The organism is Microbulbifer litoralis (assembly GCF_023634065.1).
Classification (GTDB): domain Bacteria; phylum Pseudomonadota; class Gammaproteobacteria; order Pseudomonadales; family Cellvibrionaceae; genus Microbulbifer; species Microbulbifer litoralis.
Genome location: NZ_JALKCV010000005.1, coordinates 132808 through 155520 on the forward strand (window position 1 = coordinate 132808; position 22713 = coordinate 155520).

Here is a 22713-nt window from a genome sequence, read left to right on the forward strand (position 1 = left end):
TGCGCACTGGCCCGGTTGATCGGGAAATATCAGTCCGGCACTTTCAATGGGCCGAGACTTCCATAGGCCTCGGACACTGCGCCCGGCTCGTATTGCGGGTACCGCACCTGCGTATCGCGAAAGCTTTTCAGGGGCTGGCCCAGGCCTTTCATACCCCGCTCCCGCACCCGGCGGACTTTCTCCAGGTCCACTTCAAATGCAATGATCTCCTCCCCGACCGAGGCCTCGTGGAGCACTTCCCCTTCGGGCCCGGCAATAATCGAGCGCCCCACGCCCTGGGTGCCGGCAGAGTTCACATCCACGACATAGCACTGGTTCGTCACCGCGCTGGCGCGCACTATCGCGAGTTCGTCGCGGCGGTCGATGGTATCGGTCTTGGTGGGGTGAATGATCACTTCCGCTCCCAGCCAGGTGAGGGCACGGGTGGTTTCCGGGAACCAGATGTCGTAACAGATGGAAATGCCAAAACGCCCCACTTCCGGGATATCGAAAACCAGGAACTCATCACCACTGGCAACACCTTTCTCATAGGGGAGGAAGGGATAGATTTTGCGATAGCGGCCGACCACTTCGCCCTGCGGACTGATCACCGGCGTGGTGTTGAACACGGTGCTACCGCACTTTTCGTACATCGAGCCCGGCACCAGCCAGATTCCCAGTTCCCTCGCCGTGCGGCAGAAGGCCTCCTCCTCCGCTGAGGGCAGCTCCCGGGCATGCTGGGTACCGACGCCGCGCAGGGCCAGTTCGCTCAGCACGATCATCCCGATCCACGGGAAACGCAGTTTTGTCCCCTGGATCCGCTCCAGCAGCAGCTCCAGGTTGTCGGTTTCCGCCAGCTTCAGCTGCAGCGCTGCAATACCAAAATGTTTGCTGTTGTTATTCATCGCCAGACAGTTTCCCGCTTGTTGTCTGTTCTGTATCTGGCCGTATCTTGACCCAGGCTCAGGAATGACAATAGGTCCAGATTGGCAGTGGCCATGAGTCCACCGGACCCGCAGCGCCCGATTAGTTTGTTTCTCTGGCTCCAGGCTCGAAGCCCATCTGGTCCTATTTTCTGGTCCGCAATCCGTTAGCGTTGTGCCAGCTTCAGGAATTAAACTGAACTCACCGACGCTGGACAATAAAAACGGGCAGTGCCCGAGCGGAGTAACCATGAGCGACACGGCACAAAGCGCGACCGGCCCGGCCGATGGCACCGGGAGAAAAATTTTCTCCTTGATTCCCCGGGCAAGCAGCCAGGGCTGGGCCGCCAGTATCCTGCTGGCATTTTTATCCTCCGCAGGACTCTATTACGTCAATATTTTCCCGGTGATCGTTGACTCCCTGATGGCCGGTGCCGGGCTGTCCGCGGCACAGGCCGGGGAGATCACGTTCGCCAATACCATGGGCGCAGTGATCGGCGCCTTTGCCGTATCGCTGCTGGTCAGGAAAATACCCCGGTGGAAGCCCGCCGCCGCGGGACTGCTGGCCTGCTCCATCGCCATGGATCTGCTGACCATCTCCCTGGCCAACCTGGACCTGTTGATACCACTGCGCCTGGTGCACGGTATGCTGGGCGGCGCGCTGGTGGGGCTGGGGTTTGCGGTGATTGCGCGCAGCGGCATCGCCGGGCGCGCCTACAGCATGGTGCTGCTGGTGCAGTACACCGGCGGAGCTCTGGGGCTGGGCTTCCTGCCGGAGTTGATCGCAAAATTCGGCACTTATGTGCCTTTCTATGCATTGATCGCCTTCAGCTCGTTGACACTGCTGATGCTGCCGTTCCTCTCCGGTTACCCACTGCCAACAAAACAACAGGAACACCAACGCCCGACCAATATCAGGGTAGCCATGGCACCAATGCTGATCACACTGGTCTCCCTGTTCTGCTTCCAGTTCGCCAATATGGCGCTGTTCGCATTTATCTTCGACCTGGGAAAATCTTTTGCATTGCCGCTGCCGTTTATCAGCCAGACGCTGTTCTGGGCCAACCTGGTGGCCATCGGCGGCGCGGCACTGGCGGCCTATACCGGCCAGCGCCTGCCGCTCGCACTACCGCTGGCAATCGCACTGCTGGTGACACTGGTTGGGTTGGTGATGTTTATGTTCAGCGACCTGAAACCGGTATTTATTATCGCCAATGCCATAACCGGCATGACCTGGGCTTTCTGCGTCCCCTACCTGCTGACCATGGCGTCGCGGTTTGATACGGCGGGACAAATGGGCGCCTTTGGCGGCTTCGCCTCAAAGATGGGCCTGGCTTGCGGACCACTGGTGGCGGGATACTTTATTTCCGGCGGGGGCAGTTATACGCAGTTGATTGTCATTGCCTGCGGCATGCTGGCGGTGTGCCTGGCGGCGCTGCCGGCAGCGGCGCGACTGGACCGCGCCGGGGCCTGATCGGCATTCAACGCGCAGGCTTCACTCTCGCAGGAAAGGGTTTACTCCCTGGCGATGATTGCGCTGTCGATCAGCTTGCCGGTTTCGTTAAACCATTTTATCCGGTGTCCGTCCGCAACGACGTAAAAACTCGCTTTGCGGCCGTAGGACCAGTGGCGCCACTGGCGAACCCATCTATCGCCCTGCAACCACCAGCGACCGGTATCCGTCTCGTCCACATCCACATCGTTGCGGGAATAGCCGAGCATGGTGCCGTCGACCGTCAGCTGGATGCGATAGGACTCCCCCAGCGTGTTGGTGCCGAGCAGTACCGCGCCGGGGAACTCCTGTTCCAGCTCGGCGGCACCGAGACGGCGGCCGCTGGTTGTCTGCAGGGTTTCCTCGGTATCCGAAACCTCGCCGTTAATCAACTGTGCCAGCACCCTCACACCGGCCTCGATCTTGTCCGCCTCAATGGCGGCGAAGCCGATGCGCAGGGCGTTGGATTCCCGCACCGACTCCACCAGCAGCCCCTGCTGTTCGGTGCGCTTCTGCAGCTGTTCTGCATCGATCCCCTGTGGCAGCTCCAGCCAGCAGGCGGTACCGCAGCTGGCGCGGCGCACGTGTAATTTGGGCAGGTGGAACATCAGCGCCTCGCCCAGCGCCGTCCAGCGTTCACGCAGTTGTCGGGTAATGCGGAAGCTCGCTGCATCCAGATGGCCGGAGGCAATGAATTTGGCCAGCAGGCGCTGGTTGATGGCCGGCACCCGTTCGCGCAGTGTGTAGCGCAGTGCGCGCAGGCGCTGGATGACCGGCTTGGGTGCCACCACAAAGGCGAGCTGCATTCCCGGATCGATCACTTTGGGAAACTGGTAGAGGTAAATGACCGATTCGCCACCGGACATGCTTTTCAGCGGTGGCAGCGGACTGCCGTGGTAGCAGAACTCGTGATCGCAGTCGTTTTCGATAATGACCGCACCCCGCTCGCCGGCGCTCTGCAACAGCTGCCGGCGCCGCTCCAGGCTGGTCGTGGTGGCAGTGGGATTGTGCGCATTGGGCTGCAGGAACCAGCAGTCGCTGTTCCGCAACACATCGCAGATCCGGGGACCATCGCCATCCTGGTCCAGCGCGTTCAACTGCGCTCCAGTGCGCTGGAAAATCTCGCGGGTCTCCCCACCTGCCGGCAACACCATCGCCAGGGCGCGATGGCGGGCCAACAGCAACTCTCCCAGCAGGTAACAGGCCTGTTCCAGGCCGCTGGTCAGCAGTATCTGCCCGGGCTCCACATAGATGCCGCGGCGCGGCAGCCACCGGGTGCAGATCTGCTCCACCAGTTGCCGGTCGTCTTCATTGGCACCCTGGGTCGCCCACTGCGCCACTTCCCGACCGGTGTAGATATCCCTGGTGCACTCGCGCCATTCCGCCCCCGGGTACAGGCGCGGGTCATATTCGTTGCTGACAAATGGAAAGGGGTACTGCAGCCAGTTGGCGGGCCGCGCCTGCAGGGCGCGGCGGCTGACGGATACCGGGTTGCAGTGGCTGCGCCAGAAGGCGCGATCCGGTTCGGCGCCAGTGGCAACGGCGGCGGTATGGCTGATCACGCCCTGCTGCTGTATCGCCTCGCTGACGTAGAAGCCGCTGCGCTCACGGGTGATCAGGAAGCTGTCGTCCACCAGCTGCTGGTAGGCCAGCACCACCGTATTGCGCGCGACACCGAGCTGCTCTGCCATGCGCCGCGAGGAGGGCATCTTGTGGCCGGCGGGAATACTGCCGGACAGTATGCCCTGGATGATTTTTTCGCGTATCTGGGCTTGCAGGCTTTTTTCTGCATCCGCGTCCAGTACGATCAGAGAGTTCGTCATGGTGGGACCGTTATTATAGGGCTGCCACCGACAGTGGCAGTTTTTCTTTTTATGGTCGATGTGGGAATGATGCCCCCGGGGCTGCGGGTAATCAAGCGGTGGGATAATTGGGGATCGGGTAAACACGGGGGGTCGCCCCCAGTCTGGCAGCGACAACCCATTTGCAGGCAAATCCTTGCCTTTTTCGCCCGCAGGCAGGCTCCTGATATGACCGGACTACGCCGAGGCTTTGCTCTGCTTGCGCACGCGGAAGGCCAGCCAGATCATCGGCAGGCCGAACAGAATGGCGTAGATGCCGATCAGCCACACCAGCGCCAGCGCACCGGCACCCGGGTTGGCCAGGATGGCGATACCGAAGATCACCGACAGCAATCCGACCGCGATCAACAGCCATTCGTTGTCGATTTCCCTGCGCAGGCGTATCGCGCCGATAATCTCGAAAATCCCCCGCACCAGGGCCCAGGCGCCGATAAAGATGACCAGCACCAGTGCCGTGACCTGCGGATAGGCGAAAGTGATGATACCGGCGGCCACGCTGATCAGGCCCGCCACGATCAGCCACCACAGCGGCGTGGACTTGTGGCGGCCGAGCACTGCGGCAACCAGGGCAAAGAAACCGTCCAGCAGTACATAGACGCCGAACAGTATCACCAGTGTGAGCAGGGAAAGCCCCGGCCAGGCGAAGGCCAGTATGCCAAATAGGACCGCGCAGACACCGCGCAACAGCAGCAGCCACCAGTTATCCGACAATACCTGCAAGATCGGCCGGGTACTGAGCGTGGGTTCGATGTTTGGATCTGTGGGATTGCTTGCCATGGTTTTGCCCCTGTCTGAGCCAACAAGGCACCATTGAAGTGTCGCGATCCACGAATTCCAAATTTTCTGGAAAATAATTCCCCGGGGGAGAACCCCGGGCAGCCCCGGGCAAAAGAGAAGCGACCCGTGGACGCGACCGAGCAGCCGACTCTGCAGAGACTGCGGTCGCGACCACGGGCCGCCTTTTTCATTGTAGTCGCCGCCCCGCGGCGGCAACGCTTTATTTTACCGCTACCGGCGGTCAGAGATCCTTGATCACACCGCGCAGCTTTTGCACCACCTCGTCGATCTGGTGTTCTTCGATGATCAGCGGTGGGGACATGCACAGTGCGTCGCCAATACCGCGCGCCATCACACCGGCCTCCCAGGCCATCGCGGATACCTTGCCGCCGAAGCGACCCTTGAGGTTTTCCGGCGCGCGCAGTTCGATGGCACCGACCAGGCCGTAGTTGCGCACATCGATCACCTGGTCCAGATCGGCGAGGCTGTGCAGCGCCTGCTCCCAGTGCCGGCCGATATCACCGCCGGCGCGGGTCAGCAGGCCCTCGCGCTCGTAGATATCCAGCGTCGCCATACCCGCGGCACAGGCCACCGGGTGCGCGGAATAGGTGTAGCCGTGGTAGAACTCCACCCCGCCCTCCGGGGCCGCGTCCATCACCGTTTTGTAGATTTCGTCTTGGACGAACACCGCCCCCAGCGGCACGGTCGCGTTGGTGATGCCCTTGGCCGATGTCATCATATCCGGGGTCACGTCCCACTCGACGGAGGCGAACGCGGAGCCGGTGCGGCCCCAGCCGGTGATGACCTCGTCCAGGATCAGCAGCAGGTCGTGCTTGTCGCAGATTTCGCGGATGCGTTTCAGGTAGCCTTTCGGCGGCAGGATCACACCGCCGGCGCCGGCGAACGGCTCGATGATCACCGCGGCGATCTGGTCCGCACCGTGAAAGGCCACCAGCCGCTCCAGGTCTTCCGCCAGTTCCACACCGTGTTCCGGCAGGCCCTTGCTGAAGGCGTTGCGCTCGATATCCAGTGTGTGACGCAGGTGGTTGGATTTCAGCGGCTGGCCGAAGCTTTGGTAGTTGGGTGCGATACCGCCGACGGAAATACCACCGAAGTTCACACCGTGGTAGCCCTTCTCGCGGCCGATAAACATCGTCTTGGTGCCCTTGCCGCGCGCGCGCTGGTATTGCAGCGCAACCTTCAGGGCACTCTCCACGGCCTCGGAACCGGAGTTGCCGAAGAACACGTGGTTGAGCCCGTCCGGGGTGTGCTTCACCAGGCGCTCGGCATATTCGAAGCCCAGTTCGTGGCCGAAGTTGAAGATGGAGCTGTAATCCAGCTTTTTCGCCTGCTGGTGAATCGCATCGGCAATTTCCGTGCGGCAGTGGCCGGCGTTGGAGCACCAGAGGCCGGCGGTGGCATCGATGATCTGGCGGCCGGAGCCCTTTTCCGTCAGGTAGATTCCCTCGGCACTCTCCACCAGCCGCGGCGCAGACTTGAAGCTGCGGTTGGGGGTAAAGGGCATCCAGAAGGCGTCGGTTTTCAGTTCGGACATTTTCTTGCTCCGCGGTTTCCCTGTTAACTCGGTTGCGTTTTCCAACTCGGTTGGGCGAACACAAGGTTCGCCCCTACACACTCGTTCGTTGCTCCGTCATCCCGGACTTGATCCGGGATCCAGTGCCTCAGCCAGATCGGGGCCTCGCTCTCTGGATACCGGATCAAGTCCGGCATGACGACAACATCCGTCGGGGCGAACCCTGTGTTCGCCCTTTTCGGATCAGGCGCCAAAACAGCAGTATTTGGTTTCGTAGAATTCCGCCATTCCCTCGACGCCGCCCTCGCGGCCGATGCCGGATTCCTTGCAGCCGCCGAACGGCGCCACCGTCGTGGAGAAGACGCCGGCGTTGCAGGCCACCATACCGTAGTCCAGTGCCTCCACAACGCGGTTGGCGCGACGGATGTTTTCACTCATCACATAGGCCGCCAGGCCGTAGGGCGTGGCATTGGCGCGGCGGATGACGTCCTCTTCATCGGTGAACGTCTGCACCGGCGCCAGCGGCCCGAAAATCTCTTCCTGTGCGATGCGCATGTCATCCTTCACACCGGTAATCAGTGTAGGCGCAAAGTAGTTCTCGCCTTCCGCCAGGTAGTCGCCGCCCAACACTACCTGCGCACCGGCGGCCACCGCGTCCTGCACCAGGCCGTTGACGCGCTCGGCGGCGCGGCGGTGGATCAGCGGGCCGACGGCAACGCCCTGGTCGCAGCCGTGGCCGATGTTCAGTTCGGTCACGGCCGCGCGCAGCTTGTCGACAAACGCATCGTGCACCGATTCGTGTACATAGATGCGGTTGGTGGAGACGCAGGTCTGGCCCGCGTTGCGGAACTTGGTGTTCACGCAGGAAGCCACCGCGGTATCCAGGTCGGCGTCGTCGAACACGATAAAGGGCGCATTGCCGCCCAGCTCCATGGACATTTTCTTGACGCCGCTGGCGCACTGGGCCATCAGCAGCTTGCCCACGGCGGTGGAGCCGGTAAACGTGAACTTGGCGACCCGCTCATCCTCGGTCAACACCCTGCCGATGGCCGGGGCGTCCGAGCCTACCACCATATTCAGGGTGCCCGCCGGCAGGCCCGCTTCCTCAGCCAGCTGGCACAGCGCCAGTGCCGACAGCGGCGTCTCCATCGCCGGCTTGATCACCACGGTGCAGCCGGCCGCCAGCGCCGGCGCCGCCTTGCGGGTAATCATCGCGTTGGGAAAATTCCACGGCGTGATACAGGTGACCACGCCCACCGGCTGGCGGATGGTGGACAGGCGCATGGCCGGGTTGTGGGTCGGAATCGTCTGGCCGTAGGCGCGGCGGCACTCCTCGGCGTACCATTCGATATAGGAGGCGCCGTAGGCGATCTCGCCCTTCGCTTCCGCCAGCGGCTTGCCCTGCTCCAGGGTCAGGATGCGCGCCAGGTCGTCCACATTCTCCATAATCAGCTGGTACCAGCGCTTCAGCACCGCGGCGCGCTCGGCGGCGGTCTTCTGTTTCCAGGCCGGGAAGGCGGCGCTGGCCGCGGCCACCGCCGCCTCGGTATCCGCCGCGGAGCCGTCTGCCACCTGCGCCAGCAGCTCGCCGTTGGCCGGGTCGTGCACGGCGATCGTGGATGCGCCGTCGCGCCATCCGCCATCGATATAATTCTGGAGCTTCAACAAATTCGGGTTTGCCAGTTGCACCGCCAACCTCCTCGCAATTATTGGATTTAACAGCTGTTACGCCGATTCTGGCCCTGTCTGGCAGCTGCGTATAGTAGTATCTCTCGAACTAAAATTTACCTCTATCAAACTTTCCCTTAAGCTGCCCCAAACCCCGTAGGAGCGGCCGTTGGCCGCAATCCCCCGGGAACGCGGAGCTCCAGCTCCGCATCGCGGCCAACGGCCGCTCCTACACAAACATCGAGTCACCAAAACATGACCAATCCCAAAACCGCCCTGAGCGGCCGCCTGACCGACATGGACCTGCGCCTGCTGCGCGTCTTCCGCGAGATAGTCCGCGCCGGCGGCCTGGCCCCGGCCGAGGTGGCGCTGAACATCAGCCGCTCCACCATCAGCACCCACCTCTCCGACCTGGAGGCGCGCCTGGGCATGCAGCTCTGCCTCAGGTCCCGCGGCCGCGCCGACTTCAAGCTCACCCCCGAGGGCGAGGCCCTGTTCGAAGCCATCAACGAACTGGACGGCCACCTGGAGGCCTTCAAGAGCCAGGTCAACGCCATCCAGTCGAGCCTCACCGGCCTGCTGCGCGTGGTGCTGCCGGACGACGTGCTGGAGATTCCGCAACTGGACCTGCCCGCCACCATCGCCCGCCTCAAGGCCACTGCACCGCAACTGGAGCTGGACGTACAACTGGCCGCCCCGCAGGAGCTGGAACTGGAAATCCTCGCCGGCCGCGCCGACATCGGCATCAACCCCCTCCACTCCCGCCGCCCGGGCCTCGACTACCGGCCGCTGTTCCAGCACCAGTCGCTGCTCTACCGCGGCCGCCATCACAGCCTGGCGGACACACCGGATGTCAGTGAGGAGTTACTGACCCAGCAGGAACTGGCCGCCCCCAGCCACGCCGTCTTCTCCGGCGCGGCACACCTGTACCGGCTGTTCCCGAAAAAGAGCACCGCCAACCATATGGCCGCCCGGCTGGCGATGATATTGTCCGGGCAGTTTGTCGGCTTCCTGCCGGAGTATCTGGCGGGGCGATATGTGGACCGCGGGGAGCTGGTGGCGCTGTGTCCGGAGCGGTTCCGGTACCGGATCCAGAATGCGGCGACGTTCAAGCGGAGCGCGGGGGAGCATCCGGCGGTGCAGTTGTTTCTGGAGTCGCTGTTTGATTAACAGGCTGCTGAAACTATCTCACGCCATCATTGGCTTTGGCAGAATTTTCCGGGACGATAGAAATCAGGTCTTTCACCTAAACACATCGTACCAGCATCCTGGCTGGTTGATCTGCACCGCTGACTCTCTGGACCCGATTGACGGTATTGATAATGACTTCGGCGCGCCTTGCCCATTGAAATGATTTCGCTGTTTCCTGATGGCGAGCCTTAATCTATCCCACAGATTAGTCCCTGCGAAAGCCATTGCCCCAGTATTTGTCCGGCTTCGACAACCGCTCCGTCCTCGCCGAGCGCGCCAACCAAAATCGCACAAGCATCGCCCCAGGTTGCGCCGCTTTCCAGCGCAGCGAGCATGCGCGCCTCGATGTCGGATTTCAGGACGAAGACAGGGCGTTCGCCCTGGCGCCAGACAAGGGCGTAATGGGGTGTTTCGAGCGAGAGGATAGTGGGCTCTTCGTCGGCGCCGTTCAACGACGGCCAAAGTCGCGACAGGTCGTGGCATACCGGTGCCAACGTTAGCCCCGGGACGAAGGCCAGGCGCAGGTCTTCCCAATCCGTATCGACCAAGGACGCGCAAATTCCTGTAAAGGCCTGTGCACTAAGGGGGACGGCATCGCGGGCCACGAAGGCCCGATGCATCGCCCACTCAAGCCAGGCAATCTCGGCGACCTCGGGATCCTCGGCGAAAAGCTGCCTGCACGTTTCGTCGAACCCTTCGCCGGCCATGTCGAGTGTCCAGCTGGAGGGCGGATTGACGATGACATGGTGCGTCGCGGCGCGGCGAAACGCACTTTCGCCAACCAGTCTCTGGGTTCGCTCGAAAGTTGATCGCAACGCCTCGACGATCGCAGTGCGATAGTTGTTGCGATATATCGCGAGGCCCACAGCGTGACGACCGCTCCAATCGGCGGGGAGCATCCGTTCCTCGTCCAGCAGGGCGGCCATGAAACTGTGTTGTTGCTCGGCCAGCGCGTTCATGCCGAAATCCCGAAACCCGTCGCGGCAACCGCGCGTGCGCGATCCAGCTCGGCCAGCAGCTCGGGCAGGGCCGGGATGCGATCGTCGCGTTCCACCATGGTCGCCACCGGGCCGCACAAGGCAATGGCCTCGGCGTAGAGAGCCCAGACTTCTTCGCAGACCTCGCGATCGTGCGTGTCGATCACGATCGCACCGGGCGTGTGTCCGGCCAGGTGTATCTGCCGCACGCGCTCCAGCGGTAGTCCGGCAATGTATTCGGTGGTGTCAAAGCCGTGATTTTGCGCGCTGACGTAGACGTTGTTGACATCGAGCAGCAGGTAGCACCCCGTGCGACGCACTATCGCTGCAAGGAAATTCCATTCGGTCATTTCGTCGTTCGGGAATGTCATGTAGCTGGATGGGTTTTCCAACAGCATCGCGCGGCCAAGCGCTTCTTGCGCCCGGTCGATGTTATCGCAGACGATATCGAGCGCGTCGTTCGTCAGCGGCAAGGGTAGAAGATCATGGCTGTTGTGAGCGCTGGTGCGAGTCCAGCACAGGTGGTCCGACACCCAGAGCGGCTCAATCCGCCCGGCCAGTGCCTTGAGGCGCGCAAGATAGTTCTCGTCCAGCCCATGGGCCGAACCGATCGACATCGAGACGCCGTGCAGGATTACAGGATGCTTCGCACGAACCTGTTCGAGCACGCGCAGCGGCTTGCCGCCCTCGACCATGTAATTCTCGGAAATCACTTCGACAAAATCCACCGGCACGGCACCTTCGAGAAAGTCGGTATAGTGTGCGCGACGCAGACCGAGACCGAAACCGTGAAACGGGGCGATGTCGCTCATGGTTCAAACTCCAGATGAGGAATGGCGGCCCGGCTCGACGCGGACCGATACAAAGCGGGACGACGTGTCGCGCCAGGCCGCCTTTGGGCGAAAGGGATGGATCAGCCAAGATCGCCGATGGTGCCGTCCTTGCTCAGGCATTCGGCCGCGCTCAGCGCCTTGAACCCGTGGCCCGAACACTCGTTCTGGCCCTTACAGGCATTCTCGGTGGTCGCGCAGTCGGCCTGCCCCTTGCAGCTGTGGATGCCGTAACAATGCACGGTATCTCCGGCGCTTACAGCGCGACCGGTGCTACCTGCGGGTGCTTCAGCAGCCAGGGCTGCGAACGAACTCAGTGCAAAACCTACTGCGGCTGCAGCGGTAGTGGTTTTCATGGTATCGATTCCTCTCGTGAATGCAGTGTGCGGAATGCACACAGGAGGTTTCGCTGCCGGGCCGCGGTTGGTTACATCGATTTTTTTCGCCGGTCGTGTAACGCCCTGCCGATGGTGTGCGAATGAAAGGGTAGTTCCGGCGCAGAGGTCGGGACGCGCCCCTACTCGGAGAGAACCATCATGAACCCACAATCGATTTCCCGCATCGCAAGTCTGGCCCTGACCACCGGTATAGCCGTCGGTCTCGCCGCAACCTCCGCGGCCGCCCAGGATCGCCCGCAGATGGAGAAATGCTACGGTGTTGCCAAGGCCGGCAAGAACGACTGTGCGGCAGGCCCCGGCACGAGCTGCGCCGGCACTTCGACCCGCGACTATCAGGGCGATGCCTGGAAGCTCGTGAAGGTGGGCACCTGCGAGAAGATCAGCACGCCCAAGGGCAAGGGCTCGCTCACCCCGATCGACCGCTGAACGGCCCCGGCCAGATCCACGCGAGGTGCCCATGCACAAGCTTCTTTCCCTTTACGACCGCCTGACTACCATTCTGGCCTCGCACCTGCCAGAGGGACTGGTGCTCCTGGTCACCCGCGTGGCGCTGGCAGGCATCTTCTGGCGCTCGGGCCGAACGAAAATCGAAGAGGGGACTGCTCTCTCCGTCAGCGACAATGCGATCTTTCTTTTCGAATATGAATATACCGGGTTGCCGCTACCGGCGGATATTGCGGCACCAATGGCAACTTATGCCGAGCACCTCTTCCCCGTGCTGCTGGTGGCTGGCCTGTTCACGCGCTTTTCGGCCCTGATACTGCTGTCGATGACGATGGTGATCCAGGTCTTCGTCTATCCCGAAGCCTGGTGGAGCACGCACATCGCCTGGGCAGCGCTCGCGGGCATCCTGATCACGAATGGGGGCGGAATGCTTTCACTCGACTACCAATTCGCCGCAGCACGAGCTACCGATAGCGGACTGCAAAAGGGGGCGGGATGATTGCCGACGAAGCCTCGATGGCGCAAATGATGACCGCCTCGCAAAACGGCGATCGGGGAATCTACCGCGCCCTCCTCGCCGAAATACAGCTGTGGCTGGAGCAATTCTTCCGGAAGCGTGTCCCGCCAGCTCACCTCGACGATCTGGTGCAGGAAGTGATGATAGCGGTCCATGCCAAGCGCGCCACCTGGGACCCGTCCCGCCCCTTCTATCCCTGGCTCGCAGCCATCGCCCGCTATCGCTGGGTCGACCACCTACGCAAGGTCTACCGCTCGGCTGAAGACGAACTGGGCGACCACGACGCACCCGAGGACAGTAAGGAGGAGGCGGTGATGGCGCGCATGAGCCTGGATCGGCTCTTCGTGCATTTGCCCGACAGGCAGGTGGAAGCCATCAAACTCGTCAAGATCGAGGGACATTCCATCGCCGAAGCCTCCGCCAGAACCGGCCAGAGTGAAAGCCTGGTGAAAGTGAACATCCATCGCGGGCTCAAGAGATTGTCCGCCCTCGTAGAAAAGGCAGAATGACAATGAATCGGGTTCCCAATCCGCTGATCGACGAGCTGGCGGAAGATCTCGTCCCTGTCCGCCCGATCAGCATTGCTCGCGGCGTAGCGCTGGTAACGCTCGCCGCCATCGCCACGGTGGTTGCAGTCGAACTCTTCCACGGTTTGTGGCGCGGCGCCTTCTCCGGACAGGCTTCGGGCTTCTTTTTCATTGCCAACGGAATGCTGGGCCTCCTGGGCGCAGCTTCGGCACTCGCAGTACTGCGCATGGCCAGTCCGCGCGTGGGCAACGGTCACGAAGGGGCACGCTGGTCTGCAGCCATGTTGGGCCTGCTACCGGTATCGACGCTTCTCGTACTGGGCTTCGACGGCCTCGCGAGCGAACTGACCCATGACGTCGAGGGCTTCCACTGCTTCCTGGCCGGCTCCGGCTTCAGCCTGCTGACCGCGGGCGCACTGGTTCTATGGTTGCGCAGCGGGGCGCCGGTCTCGATCGGTTCTGCCAGCCTCTTCACGGGAATCGCCTCGGGTGCGATCGGAAGTTTCGCATACGGAATGGCCTGTCCGATCGACACGATGGGCCATCTCGGCATCTGGCATGTAGCGCCGGTCGCGCTTTGCGCACTTGTCGGAAAGCTCGTCATTCCACGCCTGGTTAGATGGTAGGCTCGACACGTCATGACGCTGTTTCTCCAATTCGGGGGGGGCGAAGAGAGAAACCGCTGAAGATCTATAGGCCCGCCAAGCTTGCTGAACATGAAACCCGGGAGAGCTGGACACTCCAAAGTCAGTTTATCCTGGCGCCAACGCGCCTTGCCGTTCCCGGGAAGTGGAATTTCTCAAAACGATATTAATGGACAAGGTCAACGCCCTGACCTTCAGTGTCTGCCAGTCGCTCAACAAGCCCAGCTCCTGAGGCGCGAACCGTCGCTTTGCTTTCACCCGCGTGGCGGTCTGCCTCTGTTCGATCAGCCGCTCCGTCTCCCGGAGGGTAATATTCGCCTTACCGGAGCCGCGGTGGTTCAACCAGTCATCGATAACCTCGCCGATTGGAATCGACTCCGTACAGATGAAGTCGGCCAGGTCCGTGGACAAGGCGGTCGCCCTCTGGATAAGCGAATTCATCCTTTTTAACAGCCGGTCTGTATCTTCCATTATCTGGCCTCGCTGTGTGTGGCTCTGATTTTTGCCTAAGACTACTCCCAATCTAAAATAATGATATATCAGTAATATTGCCCAAAATTGTATGGTATGCCCGGAAAATAAGCGAGAATTCATGATATACCGGGTCTATTGGGCGCCCGATGCCCCTAATCTTATGGCTTTGTCGTTGGGTGGTGGCAAATGGAAAAAAACAACGTAGAAGCGCTTCTGAAGCAGATCGGCTCCAACATCAAAGCCCTTCGCAAGCAGAAAAACCCTCGCTGGACCCAGGAGGATTTGGCGGAACTGGCGGGGATCAGCCCTAAGCATCTGTCGGATATAGAGCGGGGTAAGTACAACGTCTCGGTTGCCTACCTCTGTAAAATCGCCAATGCACTGGAAGTTCCTTATAAGGAATTGCTGGTTGATCAGCCTCCGGAGTAATCTCCTCAATCCGGCGCGCCTGGCCCCCTGGCAATACCAGACCACCCGCGCCTCCGGACCCGATAAGTGGTTAAAAACAAGCATCCATCAGGACACCCCAAACCCTCACCCAACTCGAACGCCACCTGTTCAGCGCCGCCGATATCCTGCGCGGCAAGATGGACGCCTCGGAATTCAAGGAATACATCTTCGGGATGCTGTTCCTCAAGCGCTGATCGGACGTGTTCGATGAGCGCCGCGAGCAGCCGCGCCCAAAGAATATTGAGGAAGAATTGACCAAGAAGGATACTTACGGCTGCTCAGACAGCCTAATAGACCGGGTCGACGAGGAGGAATGCGTTGAACAGCGGCGGTATGTCAAGCGGCATACGTGACCACTACATTCGGGCAGCTCAAAGTGTATACGGAAACGGTGGGAAGCCATGAACAATATCTTTGCATCACTACCCGAAGACCTGGGTGCCGAAGTCTTCGAGGATATCGTCCGCAGCGATACGGTACGAATCGAGCGTATCGTTTCCAGGGGACACAGTTCACCGGTCGACGGCTGGTACGACCAGGATGAGAACGAGTGGGTCATGGTATTGCAGGGCTCGGGCAGGCTGCTGTTTGAAACCGGCCGCGAGGTGAACCTGGGTGCCGGGGATTGCATCAATATTCCGGCCCACACCAGGCACAAAGTCGACTGGACCGATCCGGACAGGCCCACCATCTGGCTGGCGGTGTTTTACCGGTAGCGGTCGGCCACAGACTCTTTTTTAACTTTGCGTATGGATCACTAGACCAGCGACAACAACAACAGCGACTGCAATACCAGTGCAATCAGATTGGTGACGATGATCGCCGGCCGCCTGAAGAAAAGACCGTAGGCCAGCCAGAAAGCGAACACCAGCAGGTAGCCGAGCACGAAGCTCACCGACAGGCCGCTGGGTCCGCTGCGCTGCCACTCGCTGATCACCTGGCTGAGCTGCGCGACACAGCCCAGCAGGCCGACGACGATGCCGGCCAGGTCCCAGTACTTTTCCCGGCTGTTGTCGATGGATTCCGCACTCATCGTTCCGCTTCCCCGGCAGGGGCATCCGCGATCCCCAGTTGCCGCAGCAATGGGCGGTAGTCCGGTATGCGGGCGCGGATGCGCGGGTGCTCCAGGGCGGTATGCTCGCCGACCACCACCACCTCGCAGCCGGCGGCCAGGGCACTGCGCACGCCGTTTTCGGAATCCTCGAATGCCAGGCAGTCCCGCGGTTGCTGCCGCAATGCCCCGGCCGCGGTGACAAAGTGTTCCGGGTCCGGCTTGCCGCGCGCGACCATCTCGGCGGTGACGAGTATTTCCGGCAGCGGCAGGCCGGCGGTGCGCAGCCGCATCCTGGCCACCTGGTTGATACCGGAGGTGGCAATTCCCCATTGCAGGCCGCGCTCGTCCAGGTGACCCAGCACGGCCATGGCGCCCGGAATCGCCGCCACGCCGGTGGTGGTAACTGCCTCCTGCGCACACAGATATTCGAACTCCCGGCCCGCGTCCAGATGCGGCGCCAGCCCGGGCAGGAAATCCTGCAGGCGGCCGCCGCGGCTCTCGTTCATGACCCGCTCGGGATCGAGGTTGTGTGATGCACACCAATGGCCCATCACCTCGGCGATGGCGGCGGACGAATCCACCAGGGTACCGTCCAGGTCAAAGATGACCGCTTTATAGGCATCGAAATCGAGTTGGCAGTCTTGCATACCTGGCCTCCCTGCAGAGTTGGGGTCGGTTTTACGCGAATTGATGCCTGTTTTCGGCAGTTTTCGGCAGTTTTCGGCATGAACACGTATTAAAGCGCAGATGATAGACTTGTCGCTCCCGACCATTCAAGTAGAATTCGGCATAAACACGCAAAAACCGGCAAACAACAGAACTGGAGCCACCATGCTGCAGGCGGAACGACAGACGCTGATCCTCGAACAACTGAAACTGAAAGGCCGCGTCTACGCCGCCGACCTGGCCGCGCAGCTCGGCGTGTCCGAGGACACGGTGCGGCGCGATCTCAACAGGCTCGGGGAGACGAAGCTGCTGCGCCGGGTGCACGGTGGCGCGCTGCCGCTGCAGCTGGACGTACCGGACTATGCGGACCGGCTGGAGAGCCGGAACCCCGGCAAACAGAAGCGCGCCGAGGCGGCACTGGCCTTTATCGAGCCGGGTATGACCCTGCTGCTCGATTCCGGGGAAACCTGCCGCTACCTGGCCATGGCCCTGCCGCGGGACATGCCGCTGACGGTGGTGACCACCTGCCCGCTGATCGCCTGCGAGCTGGTCCACCACGACCGGGTGGAGGTGATCCTGCTCGGCGGCCGCTTCTTCAAACCGGCGCTGCGCTGTGTCGGCTCCGGCGCGGCGGAAATGATCCGCCGCATGCACTTCGACCTCTGTTTCATGGGGCTCTGCGCCCTGCACCCGCAACGGGGTTTTTCCGCCAAATACTATGAGGAGGCGGAGATCATGCGCATTACCATCGAGCAGGCAGACAAGACCGTGATCATGGGCGACCGCGACCACCTGGGTACCGTCTCCCACCACCAGGTGGTACCGGCCCGCGATCTGGACGTACTGATTACCGACAGCGGCGCCGACGCCTCGGTATTGGAGGCACTGGCGGAGCAGGGCGTGGAAATCGTACCGGTATAGCAGGTCGCCCCGGGGCGGCAATCTACCGCACTGGGGAAGAATAATATGCCAGGAGGTAGCTGTACTCTCGACTAAAATCAGTTCGCACAGTGCTCGATCCGGAAGCCCCCATGCAAACCGTCCCGATCCCCCAGCTACAGTCGTTCCCGTTGTCACCACTCGCGACAGCGGCCCACGATTGCCGTATGGCGCAACTCCCGACCGGCAACGACCGCCCGGCGTTGATGGCTACCGGTGCGGACAAGGTGGCGACCAGCCCCGTCAACGCCGAGGCAGCGACAACGGATGCGCAATAAAAGCAGAACGGTGCTGTTGATACCCGGCATCTTCGATCGCGGCAAGTCGATGCACCGGATGCAGCGGACACTGAGGGCGCGGGGATTTGCCGCGCACTATATCCACCTGCAGTACAACTCCGGCTGGTACGGGATGGAGTTCCTGTCCAACCAGCTGAAGACACAGATGGACGCGCTGATCGATGAGGGACGCACCTGCGCACTGGTGGGTTTCAGCATGGGCGGTATCGTCGCGCGGCACTACCTGCAGGCGCGCGGCGGGCTGGAGCGGGTGCACAAGTTCATCACTCTCTCCAGCCCCCATTACGGCAGTTTCTGGGCGCACTTCCTGCCCTACAACGGCGGCCGCCAACTGCGAACCGGCAGCGAGTTCCTGGAGCGGCTGAACCGCGATATCGACAGCCTGGCGCCCACAGAGCCGGTCTCCCTCTGGACCCGCTACGACATCACCATACTGCCCCACACCAGCTCGCGCCTGCCCCTCGGCGCCAACTACCAGGTACCGGTGACGTTGCACCGACTGGTGCCGCTGGACGACAGGGTGATCGCCATTGTCGCCGATGAACTGTCTGCCGCCCTGCAGTGAACACCGGATCTGGACTATAAACAGGTAATCCGGCCCGGCAATCGCGGAACAGTATGGAAAGGGATTTTCTCGAGCTGATCAAAATTACCGGCTACGCCATCGAGTCCTTCGGTGTGCTGGTGGTGCTGATCGGCTCCTTCGTCACCACCTCGCAGTTCCTGCGCAGCTATCGACGGCTGGCGTCCGGAGAGGCCTACCGGGTCTTTCGCCGGGACCTGGGGCGCGCCATCATCCTCGGCCTCGAGTTCCTGATTGCCGGCGATATCATCCGCACCGTGGTCGTCGCGGACTCCCTTGCCAGTGTCGGTATCCTGGCGCTGATCGTCCTGATCCGCGCCTTCCTGAGCGTGATGCTGCAATACGAAATCGACGGTCAGCTGCCCTGGCAGCGCCGGGAAAGCACCGACAACTGAACACCCGGCGCGGTCCCCGGCCGGCCGCCTTGCTGCCCCCCGCTCCCTTTTCCGGCCTGGGAATCGGCTTCTGGTCCAATCGACCGCCTGAAATTGGTGCTAACAGGCACGTCCTTCCCATCGCATCTTTACAGCGGCTCTGTGTAATGCGACCCGCCCCCTCCCCATTTCAGGGCGGGTCGCTCTCGCGACGGCGGGCGAAAGTCTTTTCCTGTCCGTCGGTGGACCGCAAATACCGGCGTATTCACCGAGCCACCCGCTTTCTCCATTTCTCACGGGATGGGAACCGGGGGCCCCGGCCCCTTTTCGATCATCAATATAAAAACCGATACGGGGGACACCATGAAAACCCTGAAACACCTGGCCCTGGTGACAATGCTGTGTGCCTGTGCCTCATCGCAACTGCAGGCGGACACGCTGGTTGCGGACGATTTCCAGGATGGCGACCTGAACGGCTGGAATACCACCGGCACCGTCTACTCCAACTACTATTACGGCAACTATTCGATGGGTATGCGCGGCGCAGGCAGCCGAGCCAGGCTGGACTTCTCCACCCTGGGCCACGTGAACGTGAATATCTCCCTGGATATTTCCGCCCATGCGCTGGAAGCCGGTGACAGCTGTGTTGCGGAAGTATCCAATGACGGCGGCAACAGCTGGGTCAACGCGATCACGCTGGTCGACGGCCAGGACGACAGCGCGCTCTATTCTGCCGGCAGTGTCGCCATCAATGCAGACAACAGGGCCTCGCTGAGCATCCGCTACCGCACCGGTGTCGGCGACTATTACGACTACTGCTACGGCGACAAGATCCTGGTCACCGGCGACGTGGACAGCGGCGGCTCCAATGACGACGACTACGACGAACTGACCGGCAGCGGCAATGTGAACCGCACTCTGCTCAGCTACAGCACGCTGATGAACGGCAGCGCCCCCGGCTCGCGGATCAACCTGTCCGGCTATGCACTGCCGGCCGCTGCGGCACATCCGCAGCACGCCTTCGCCGGTACCCTGGCACTGGACGGCGAGGCGAGCGGCGGCGGCTTTGCCGAGCACGTGGACACCTACAACTATACCGGCGCGGCGGACAGCCCCCGCAAGCACCTGCCGCCGTTCGAATTCCAGTTCGTGCAGACCGGCAGCCATATTTTCCCGCTCGAGCGCGGTTCCATTGCCAGCAGTCACCCGAATTGGGAATACGTACTGACACCCGGGCGCGTCTGGCAGGAGAACGGCGACAATGGCTACAGCCGCGCGGCCATTCCATTCGCGCTGCAGCAGCGCAACGCCAACTGTGTGCACAACGGGGTCATGTCGTTCCTGTTCCGGGAGGACGGCTCGGTATCGAAAGTGGCCTACCAGATCAGCAGTGAGACCTGCCTGTATTTCAAGGCGGACTGGTGGGGACTGCTGTCCGCCAGCTATACGCCGCAGACGATTGCCGGCCAGGACCAGCTGATCGGGGATTACCAGGCAGAGATGGCCGCCCGAATGCCCACAAAACCCCTGTCGGCCCTGGCGATCGATTATCCGGGCACCGACTACACCGCATTCGAGAGCCCCGGCAGTACCGATGCCAGCCATGTCAGTACCGCCGGGTTCGTGATCGACGGCACCCACTACCGCGGCGACTGTGCAACCCGCAACGGCGACTACCCCTACTGCGATTCACTGGTCGTACCGTCCTATTCCACCGCCAAATCCCTGTTCGCAGGCGTGGCGATGATGCGGCTGGAACAGCAGTATCCCGGCATCCGCAACCGTATCGTCGCCGGCGATGTGGACGAATGTAGCAGCAGTGGCAACTGGAACGACGTGACGCTGGACAATGTGCTGGATATGGCCACCGGCAATTACGACAGCAGCACCTACATGGAAGACGAGGGCGCTACCCACACCGATAACCTGTTCCTGGCGGACAGCCACGCATCCAAGATCAGCTACAGCTGCAACCAGTATTCCCGCAAATCGCCACCCGGCAGCCAGTGGGTCTACCACACTTCCGATACCTATATCGCCGGTACACTGATGAATGCCTACCTGCAGGAGCAACAGGGCGGCAGTGCCGATATTTTTACCGATACCATCGTCGGGGACCTGTGGCAGCCGATCGGCGTCGGCCCCACCGGGCAATACACGCGGCGCAGCTACGACTCGGTGGCGCAGCCGTTCGCCGGCTGGGGGCTGATCTGGCTGCCGGACGATATCGCCAAGATCACCAGCTTTGTCGGTATCGATGACGGGGAAATCGGCGGCCAGCAGTTGCTGGACAGCGCGCAGCTCGATGCGGCACTGCAGCGCTCGGCGGATACCGGCACGGTGCCGTTGGCGGATTACCGCTACAACAACGGTTTCTGGGCACACAATGTGGCGGGGAGCTTGAATGGCTGCAGCGGCGCGCAGTGGATCCCGTTCCTGTCCGGTTTCGGCGGTATCAGTGTGGTGTTACTGCCGAATGACAGCGTCTATTACTACTTCAGCGACAACGACACCTACTACTGGCTGGAGGCGGTGCAGCAGGCCCACGGCATCCGCAGCGCCTGCCAGTAGGGCGAATCTTTCGCCCCCGGCCCGGATGGAGCGTCACTTCACATCCGGGCCGGATCAGCCCTGCTCCACGCTGTCTTCCCGATAGGGCTTGTGCAGCTCCACCGGCTGCGCCTGCTTCTCGCGCTTGCTGCGCAGCCGCAGGTTGAGCATTTCCACCCCCATCGAGAACGCCATCGCGAAGTAGATATAGCCCTTGGGCACATGCACGTCGAAACCTTCCACGATCAGCGTCAGGCCGACCATGATCAGGAAACTCAGCGCCAGCATTTTCACCGTCGGGTGGCGATCGACGAAATCACCGATGGGTTTGGCGGCCACCAGCATCACGATCACCGCCAGCACGATGGCCACCGCCATGATCGAGATTTCATCCACCAGGCCCACGGCGGTGATCACCGAGTCCAGCGAGAAGACGATATCCAGGATCGCGATCTGCAACAGCACCATGCCGAAACCCGCGGCGGCGACCGAGGTCTCGCCGCCCTCGGCCCCCTCCAGGCTGTTGTGGATCTCGTGGGTGGCCTTGGCCAGCAGGAACAGGCCGCCGCCCACCAGGATGATGTCGCGCCCGGAGATCTCCATGCCGAATACAGTAAACCAGGGTTCCACCAGTCCCATGATCCAGACGATGGAGAACAGCAGTGCCAGGCGTGTGACCATCGCCAGCCCCAGGCCGATAAAGCGCGCCGGCTCGCGCTGCTTTTCCGGCAGCCGGCCGACGAGAATGGAGATGAAGATGATATTGTCGATACCCAGGACGATTTCCAGCGCTGCCAGCGTCGCCAACGCCACCCAGGCTTCCGGGCTGGCCACCCACTCAAACATACAGTATCCCTTTTCCGCGAAGTGTTATTGGATCTAATGTGCTGTGCGGGAAGTTGTGTAACTGTTCGCGTCGCCAAAGCGCCCAGCTCTGCGTTGAGAAAGCTTGAAATAGAACCACTATTCCTGCGCTTTCTCGCCTTGATCTGAACACTTTGGCTGTGCTCCTTAGTCACCAAACTTTCCGCATGGACCACTAGCCAGTCGGTGCACGCGGATATTCTATGCGGCTTCCTCCAGCCAGGCCATGGCCTCCGACTCGTCCTCGAAAAAACGCGCCTCACCACCGATAAACCAGGAGCCCACCTTGGCGGACAACTCCTGCCAGCGGCGGTTGCCCACCAGTGCCACCCGGTTGAACTGACGGCCGTGCTTCAGGCCCAGCTTCAGGTCGTCCCAGGCGGCGCGCGCCTCCCAGCCATCGAGCTCGGTCGCGTCGAAAAAGACATTGATCCTGGGATTGTCCACCCCGGCGATGGCTGACTCCAGGATGGGCACCATGGCCTGGTAGTCGCCGTGGGTCAGCTTGCCGCGCACCCGCACGGAGAGGAAAAAGTCCCCGTTGGTGCGCTCCATACCGACGGAAAGGCCGTGACGCTGCACGCTCATCTGCAACTCCTCGGGCCGGGCGGCCCGGCAATATACGGGATTTATAATCTGGGCTGCCGGTTATAACAATGAGCGGAGGGGGAGGAAAAGGGGGGAGTGCCGCCGGCGC

The 22713-nt window shown here is 61.8% G+C and carries 27 protein-coding genes; 14 read left to right on the forward strand and 13 right to left on the reverse strand.

The genetic code is table 11. The features are described from left to right. Nucleotides 1–29 precede the first annotated feature (29 nt). Nucleotides 30–884, reverse strand: a complete 855-nt coding sequence (locus tag MWN76_RS09690; protein ID WP_250461206.1) for a carbon-nitrogen hydrolase family protein — start codon at nucleotides 882–884, stop codon at nucleotides 30–32. Nucleotides 885–1152: 268 nt separating this feature from the next. On the opposite strand from MWN76_RS09690, the gene MWN76_RS09695 reads away from it, so the two are divergent. Then, the gene (locus MWN76_RS09695; RefSeq protein ID WP_250461207.1) at nucleotides 1153–2376 is read left to right on the forward strand and encodes an MFS transporter; all 1224 of its coding nucleotides are present in this window, start codon (nucleotides 1153–1155) and stop codon (nucleotides 2374–2376) included. 41 nt (nucleotides 2377–2417) lie between these two features. Here MWN76_RS09695 and MWN76_RS09700 read toward each other — a convergent pair whose 3' ends face one another. From MWN76_RS09700 to MWN76_RS09715, 4 genes are all read right to left on the reverse strand, one after another. Then, nucleotides 2418–4217: an aminotransferase-like domain-containing protein gene (locus MWN76_RS09700; RefSeq protein WP_250461208.1), complete on the reverse strand. Its 1800-nt coding sequence runs from the start codon at nucleotides 4215–4217 to the stop codon at nucleotides 2418–2420. Nucleotides 4218–4433: 216 nt separating this feature from the next. Next, complete coding sequence (locus MWN76_RS09705; RefSeq protein ID WP_250461209.1) at nucleotides 4434–5033, reverse strand: HdeD family acid-resistance protein; 600 nt, start codon at nucleotides 5031–5033, stop codon at nucleotides 4434–4436. 241 nt (nucleotides 5034–5274) lie between these two features. Next, nucleotides 5275–6588 (reverse strand): omega-aminotransferase AptA, encoded by a 1314-nt coding sequence (aptA, locus tag MWN76_RS09710; RefSeq protein WP_250461210.1) that lies wholly within the window; start codon nucleotides 6586–6588, stop codon nucleotides 5275–5277. A 222-nt stretch (nucleotides 6589–6810) separates the two neighbouring features. Next, a complete protein-coding gene (locus tag MWN76_RS09715) occupies nucleotides 6811–8256 on the reverse strand; it encodes an NAD-dependent succinate-semialdehyde dehydrogenase (protein WP_345780063.1) in 1446 nt (481 codons plus the stop codon). Between the two features lie 234 nt (nucleotides 8257–8490). Here MWN76_RS09715 and MWN76_RS09720 point away from each other — a divergent pair, with 234 nt between their 5' ends. Then, the gene (locus MWN76_RS09720; protein ID WP_250461211.1) at nucleotides 8491–9405 is read left to right on the forward strand and encodes a LysR family transcriptional regulator; all 915 of its coding nucleotides are present in this window, start codon (nucleotides 8491–8493) and stop codon (nucleotides 9403–9405) included. Between the two features lie 209 nt (nucleotides 9406–9614). Here the strand turns inward: MWN76_RS09720 and MWN76_RS09725 are convergent, their stop codons facing one another. The 3 genes from MWN76_RS09725 to bufA2 form a co-directional block, all read right to left on the reverse strand. Next, a complete protein-coding gene (locus MWN76_RS09725; protein ID WP_250461212.1) occupies nucleotides 9615–10385 on the reverse strand; it encodes an HvfC/BufC family peptide modification chaperone in 771 nt (256 codons plus the stop codon). Beyond that, nucleotides 10382–11215, reverse strand: coding sequence for an MNIO family bufferin maturase (gene bufB / locus MWN76_RS09730; RefSeq protein ID WP_250461213.1), 834 nt, complete (start codon nucleotides 11213–11215; stop codon nucleotides 10382–10384). The genes MWN76_RS09725 and bufB overlap by 4 nt, the downstream gene beginning before the upstream one ends. A 101-nt stretch (nucleotides 11216–11316) precedes the next feature. Next, nucleotides 11317–11589, reverse strand: a complete 273-nt coding sequence (bufA2, locus tag MWN76_RS09735) for a BufA2 family periplasmic bufferin-type metallophore (RefSeq protein ID WP_250461214.1) — start codon at nucleotides 11587–11589, stop codon at nucleotides 11317–11319. A 180-nt stretch (nucleotides 11590–11769) separates the two neighbouring features. On the opposite strand from bufA2, the gene MWN76_RS09740 reads away from it, so the two are divergent. Genes MWN76_RS09740 through MWN76_RS09755 form a run of 4 tightly spaced genes read left to right on the forward strand, consistent with a single transcriptional unit; the run spans nucleotide 11770 to nucleotide 13745 of the window. Further along, complete coding sequence (locus tag MWN76_RS09740; RefSeq protein WP_250461215.1) at nucleotides 11770–12057, forward strand: BufA1 family periplasmic bufferin-type metallophore; 288 nt, start codon at nucleotides 11770–11772, stop codon at nucleotides 12055–12057. A gap of 31 nt (nucleotides 12058–12088) precedes the next feature. After that, complete coding sequence (locus MWN76_RS09745; protein WP_250461216.1) at nucleotides 12089–12574, forward strand: DoxX family protein; 486 nt, start codon at nucleotides 12089–12091, stop codon at nucleotides 12572–12574. Beyond that, entirely contained in the window at nucleotides 12571–13101 is a 531-nt protein-coding gene (locus MWN76_RS09750; protein WP_250461217.1) for a sigma-70 family RNA polymerase sigma factor, read from the forward strand. The genes MWN76_RS09745 and MWN76_RS09750 overlap by 4 nt, the downstream gene beginning before the upstream one ends. Before the next feature lie 2 nt (nucleotides 13102–13103). Continuing rightward, nucleotides 13104–13745 carry a DUF1109 domain-containing protein gene (locus tag MWN76_RS09755; protein WP_250461218.1) on the forward strand — a complete coding sequence of 214 codons (642 nt, stop codon included), beginning with the start codon at nucleotides 13104–13106 and terminating at the stop codon, nucleotides 13743–13745. 126 nt (nucleotides 13746–13871) lie between these two features. On the opposite strand, the gene MWN76_RS09760 is transcribed toward MWN76_RS09755, so the two are convergent. Next, nucleotides 13872–14234, reverse strand: a complete 363-nt coding sequence (locus MWN76_RS09760; protein ID WP_250461219.1) for a hypothetical protein — start codon at nucleotides 14232–14234, stop codon at nucleotides 13872–13874. Between the two features lie 189 nt (nucleotides 14235–14423). Here MWN76_RS09760 and MWN76_RS09765 point away from each other — a divergent pair, with 189 nt between their 5' ends. From MWN76_RS09765 to MWN76_RS09775, 3 genes are all read left to right on the forward strand, one after another. Beyond that, on the forward strand, nucleotides 14424–14666 hold the full coding sequence (locus MWN76_RS09765; RefSeq protein WP_250461220.1) for a helix-turn-helix domain-containing protein: 243 nt from the start codon (nucleotides 14424–14426) through the stop codon (nucleotides 14664–14666). A 125-nt stretch (nucleotides 14667–14791) separates the two neighbouring features. Beyond that, nucleotides 14792–14881 (forward strand): type I restriction-modification system subunit M N-terminal domain-containing protein, encoded by a 90-nt coding sequence (locus MWN76_RS20970; RefSeq protein ID WP_284500373.1) that lies wholly within the window; start codon nucleotides 14792–14794, stop codon nucleotides 14879–14881. A gap of 207 nt (nucleotides 14882–15088) precedes the next feature. Further along, a complete protein-coding gene (locus tag MWN76_RS09775; RefSeq protein WP_250461221.1) occupies nucleotides 15089–15403 on the forward strand; it encodes a cupin domain-containing protein in 315 nt (104 codons plus the stop codon). A gap of 41 nt (nucleotides 15404–15444) precedes the next feature. On the opposite strand, the gene MWN76_RS09780 is transcribed toward MWN76_RS09775, so the two are convergent. Further along, nucleotides 15445–15720, reverse strand: a complete 276-nt coding sequence (locus tag MWN76_RS09780) for a PQ-loop repeat-containing protein (RefSeq protein ID WP_250461222.1) — start codon at nucleotides 15718–15720, stop codon at nucleotides 15445–15447. Beyond that, nucleotides 15717–16388 (reverse strand): HAD family hydrolase, encoded by a 672-nt coding sequence (locus MWN76_RS09785; protein WP_250461223.1) that lies wholly within the window; start codon nucleotides 16386–16388, stop codon nucleotides 15717–15719. The genes MWN76_RS09780 and MWN76_RS09785 overlap by 4 nt, the downstream gene beginning before the upstream one ends. 184 nt (nucleotides 16389–16572) lie before the next feature. On the opposite strand from MWN76_RS09785, the gene MWN76_RS09790 reads away from it, so the two are divergent. The 5 genes from MWN76_RS09790 to MWN76_RS09810 all read left to right on the forward strand — a co-directional run bounded on the left by MWN76_RS09790 (nucleotide 16573) and on the right by MWN76_RS09810 (nucleotide 21173). Continuing rightward, the gene (locus MWN76_RS09790) at nucleotides 16573–17328 is read left to right on the forward strand and encodes a DeoR/GlpR family DNA-binding transcription regulator (RefSeq protein ID WP_250461224.1); all 756 of its coding nucleotides are present in this window, start codon (nucleotides 16573–16575) and stop codon (nucleotides 17326–17328) included. A 110-nt stretch (nucleotides 17329–17438) separates the two neighbouring features. Beyond that, entirely contained in the window at nucleotides 17439–17624 is a 186-nt protein-coding gene (locus tag MWN76_RS09795; RefSeq protein WP_250461225.1) for a hypothetical protein, read from the forward strand. Continuing rightward, the gene (locus tag MWN76_RS09800; protein ID WP_250461226.1) at nucleotides 17614–18210 is read left to right on the forward strand and encodes an esterase/lipase family protein; all 597 of its coding nucleotides are present in this window, start codon (nucleotides 17614–17616) and stop codon (nucleotides 18208–18210) included. The genes MWN76_RS09795 and MWN76_RS09800 overlap by 11 nt, the downstream gene beginning before the upstream one ends. 53 nt (nucleotides 18211–18263) lie before the next feature. After that, a complete protein-coding gene (locus tag MWN76_RS09805; RefSeq protein ID WP_250461227.1) occupies nucleotides 18264–18623 on the forward strand; it encodes a DUF1622 domain-containing protein in 360 nt (119 codons plus the stop codon). Between the two features lie 342 nt (nucleotides 18624–18965). Next, the gene (locus tag MWN76_RS09810) at nucleotides 18966–21173 is read left to right on the forward strand and encodes a serine hydrolase domain-containing protein (RefSeq protein ID WP_250461228.1); all 2208 of its coding nucleotides are present in this window, start codon (nucleotides 18966–18968) and stop codon (nucleotides 21171–21173) included. 54 nt (nucleotides 21174–21227) lie between these two features. Here MWN76_RS09810 and MWN76_RS09815 read toward each other — a convergent pair whose 3' ends face one another. Continuing rightward, on the reverse strand, nucleotides 21228–21998 hold the full coding sequence (locus MWN76_RS09815) for a TerC family protein (RefSeq protein WP_250461229.1): 771 nt from the start codon (nucleotides 21996–21998) through the stop codon (nucleotides 21228–21230). Between the two features lie 219 nt (nucleotides 21999–22217). Then, the gene (locus tag MWN76_RS09820; RefSeq protein ID WP_250461230.1) at nucleotides 22218–22604 is read right to left on the reverse strand and encodes a SpoIIAA family protein; all 387 of its coding nucleotides are present in this window, start codon (nucleotides 22602–22604) and stop codon (nucleotides 22218–22220) included. Between the last annotated feature and the right edge of the window lie 109 nt (nucleotides 22605–22713).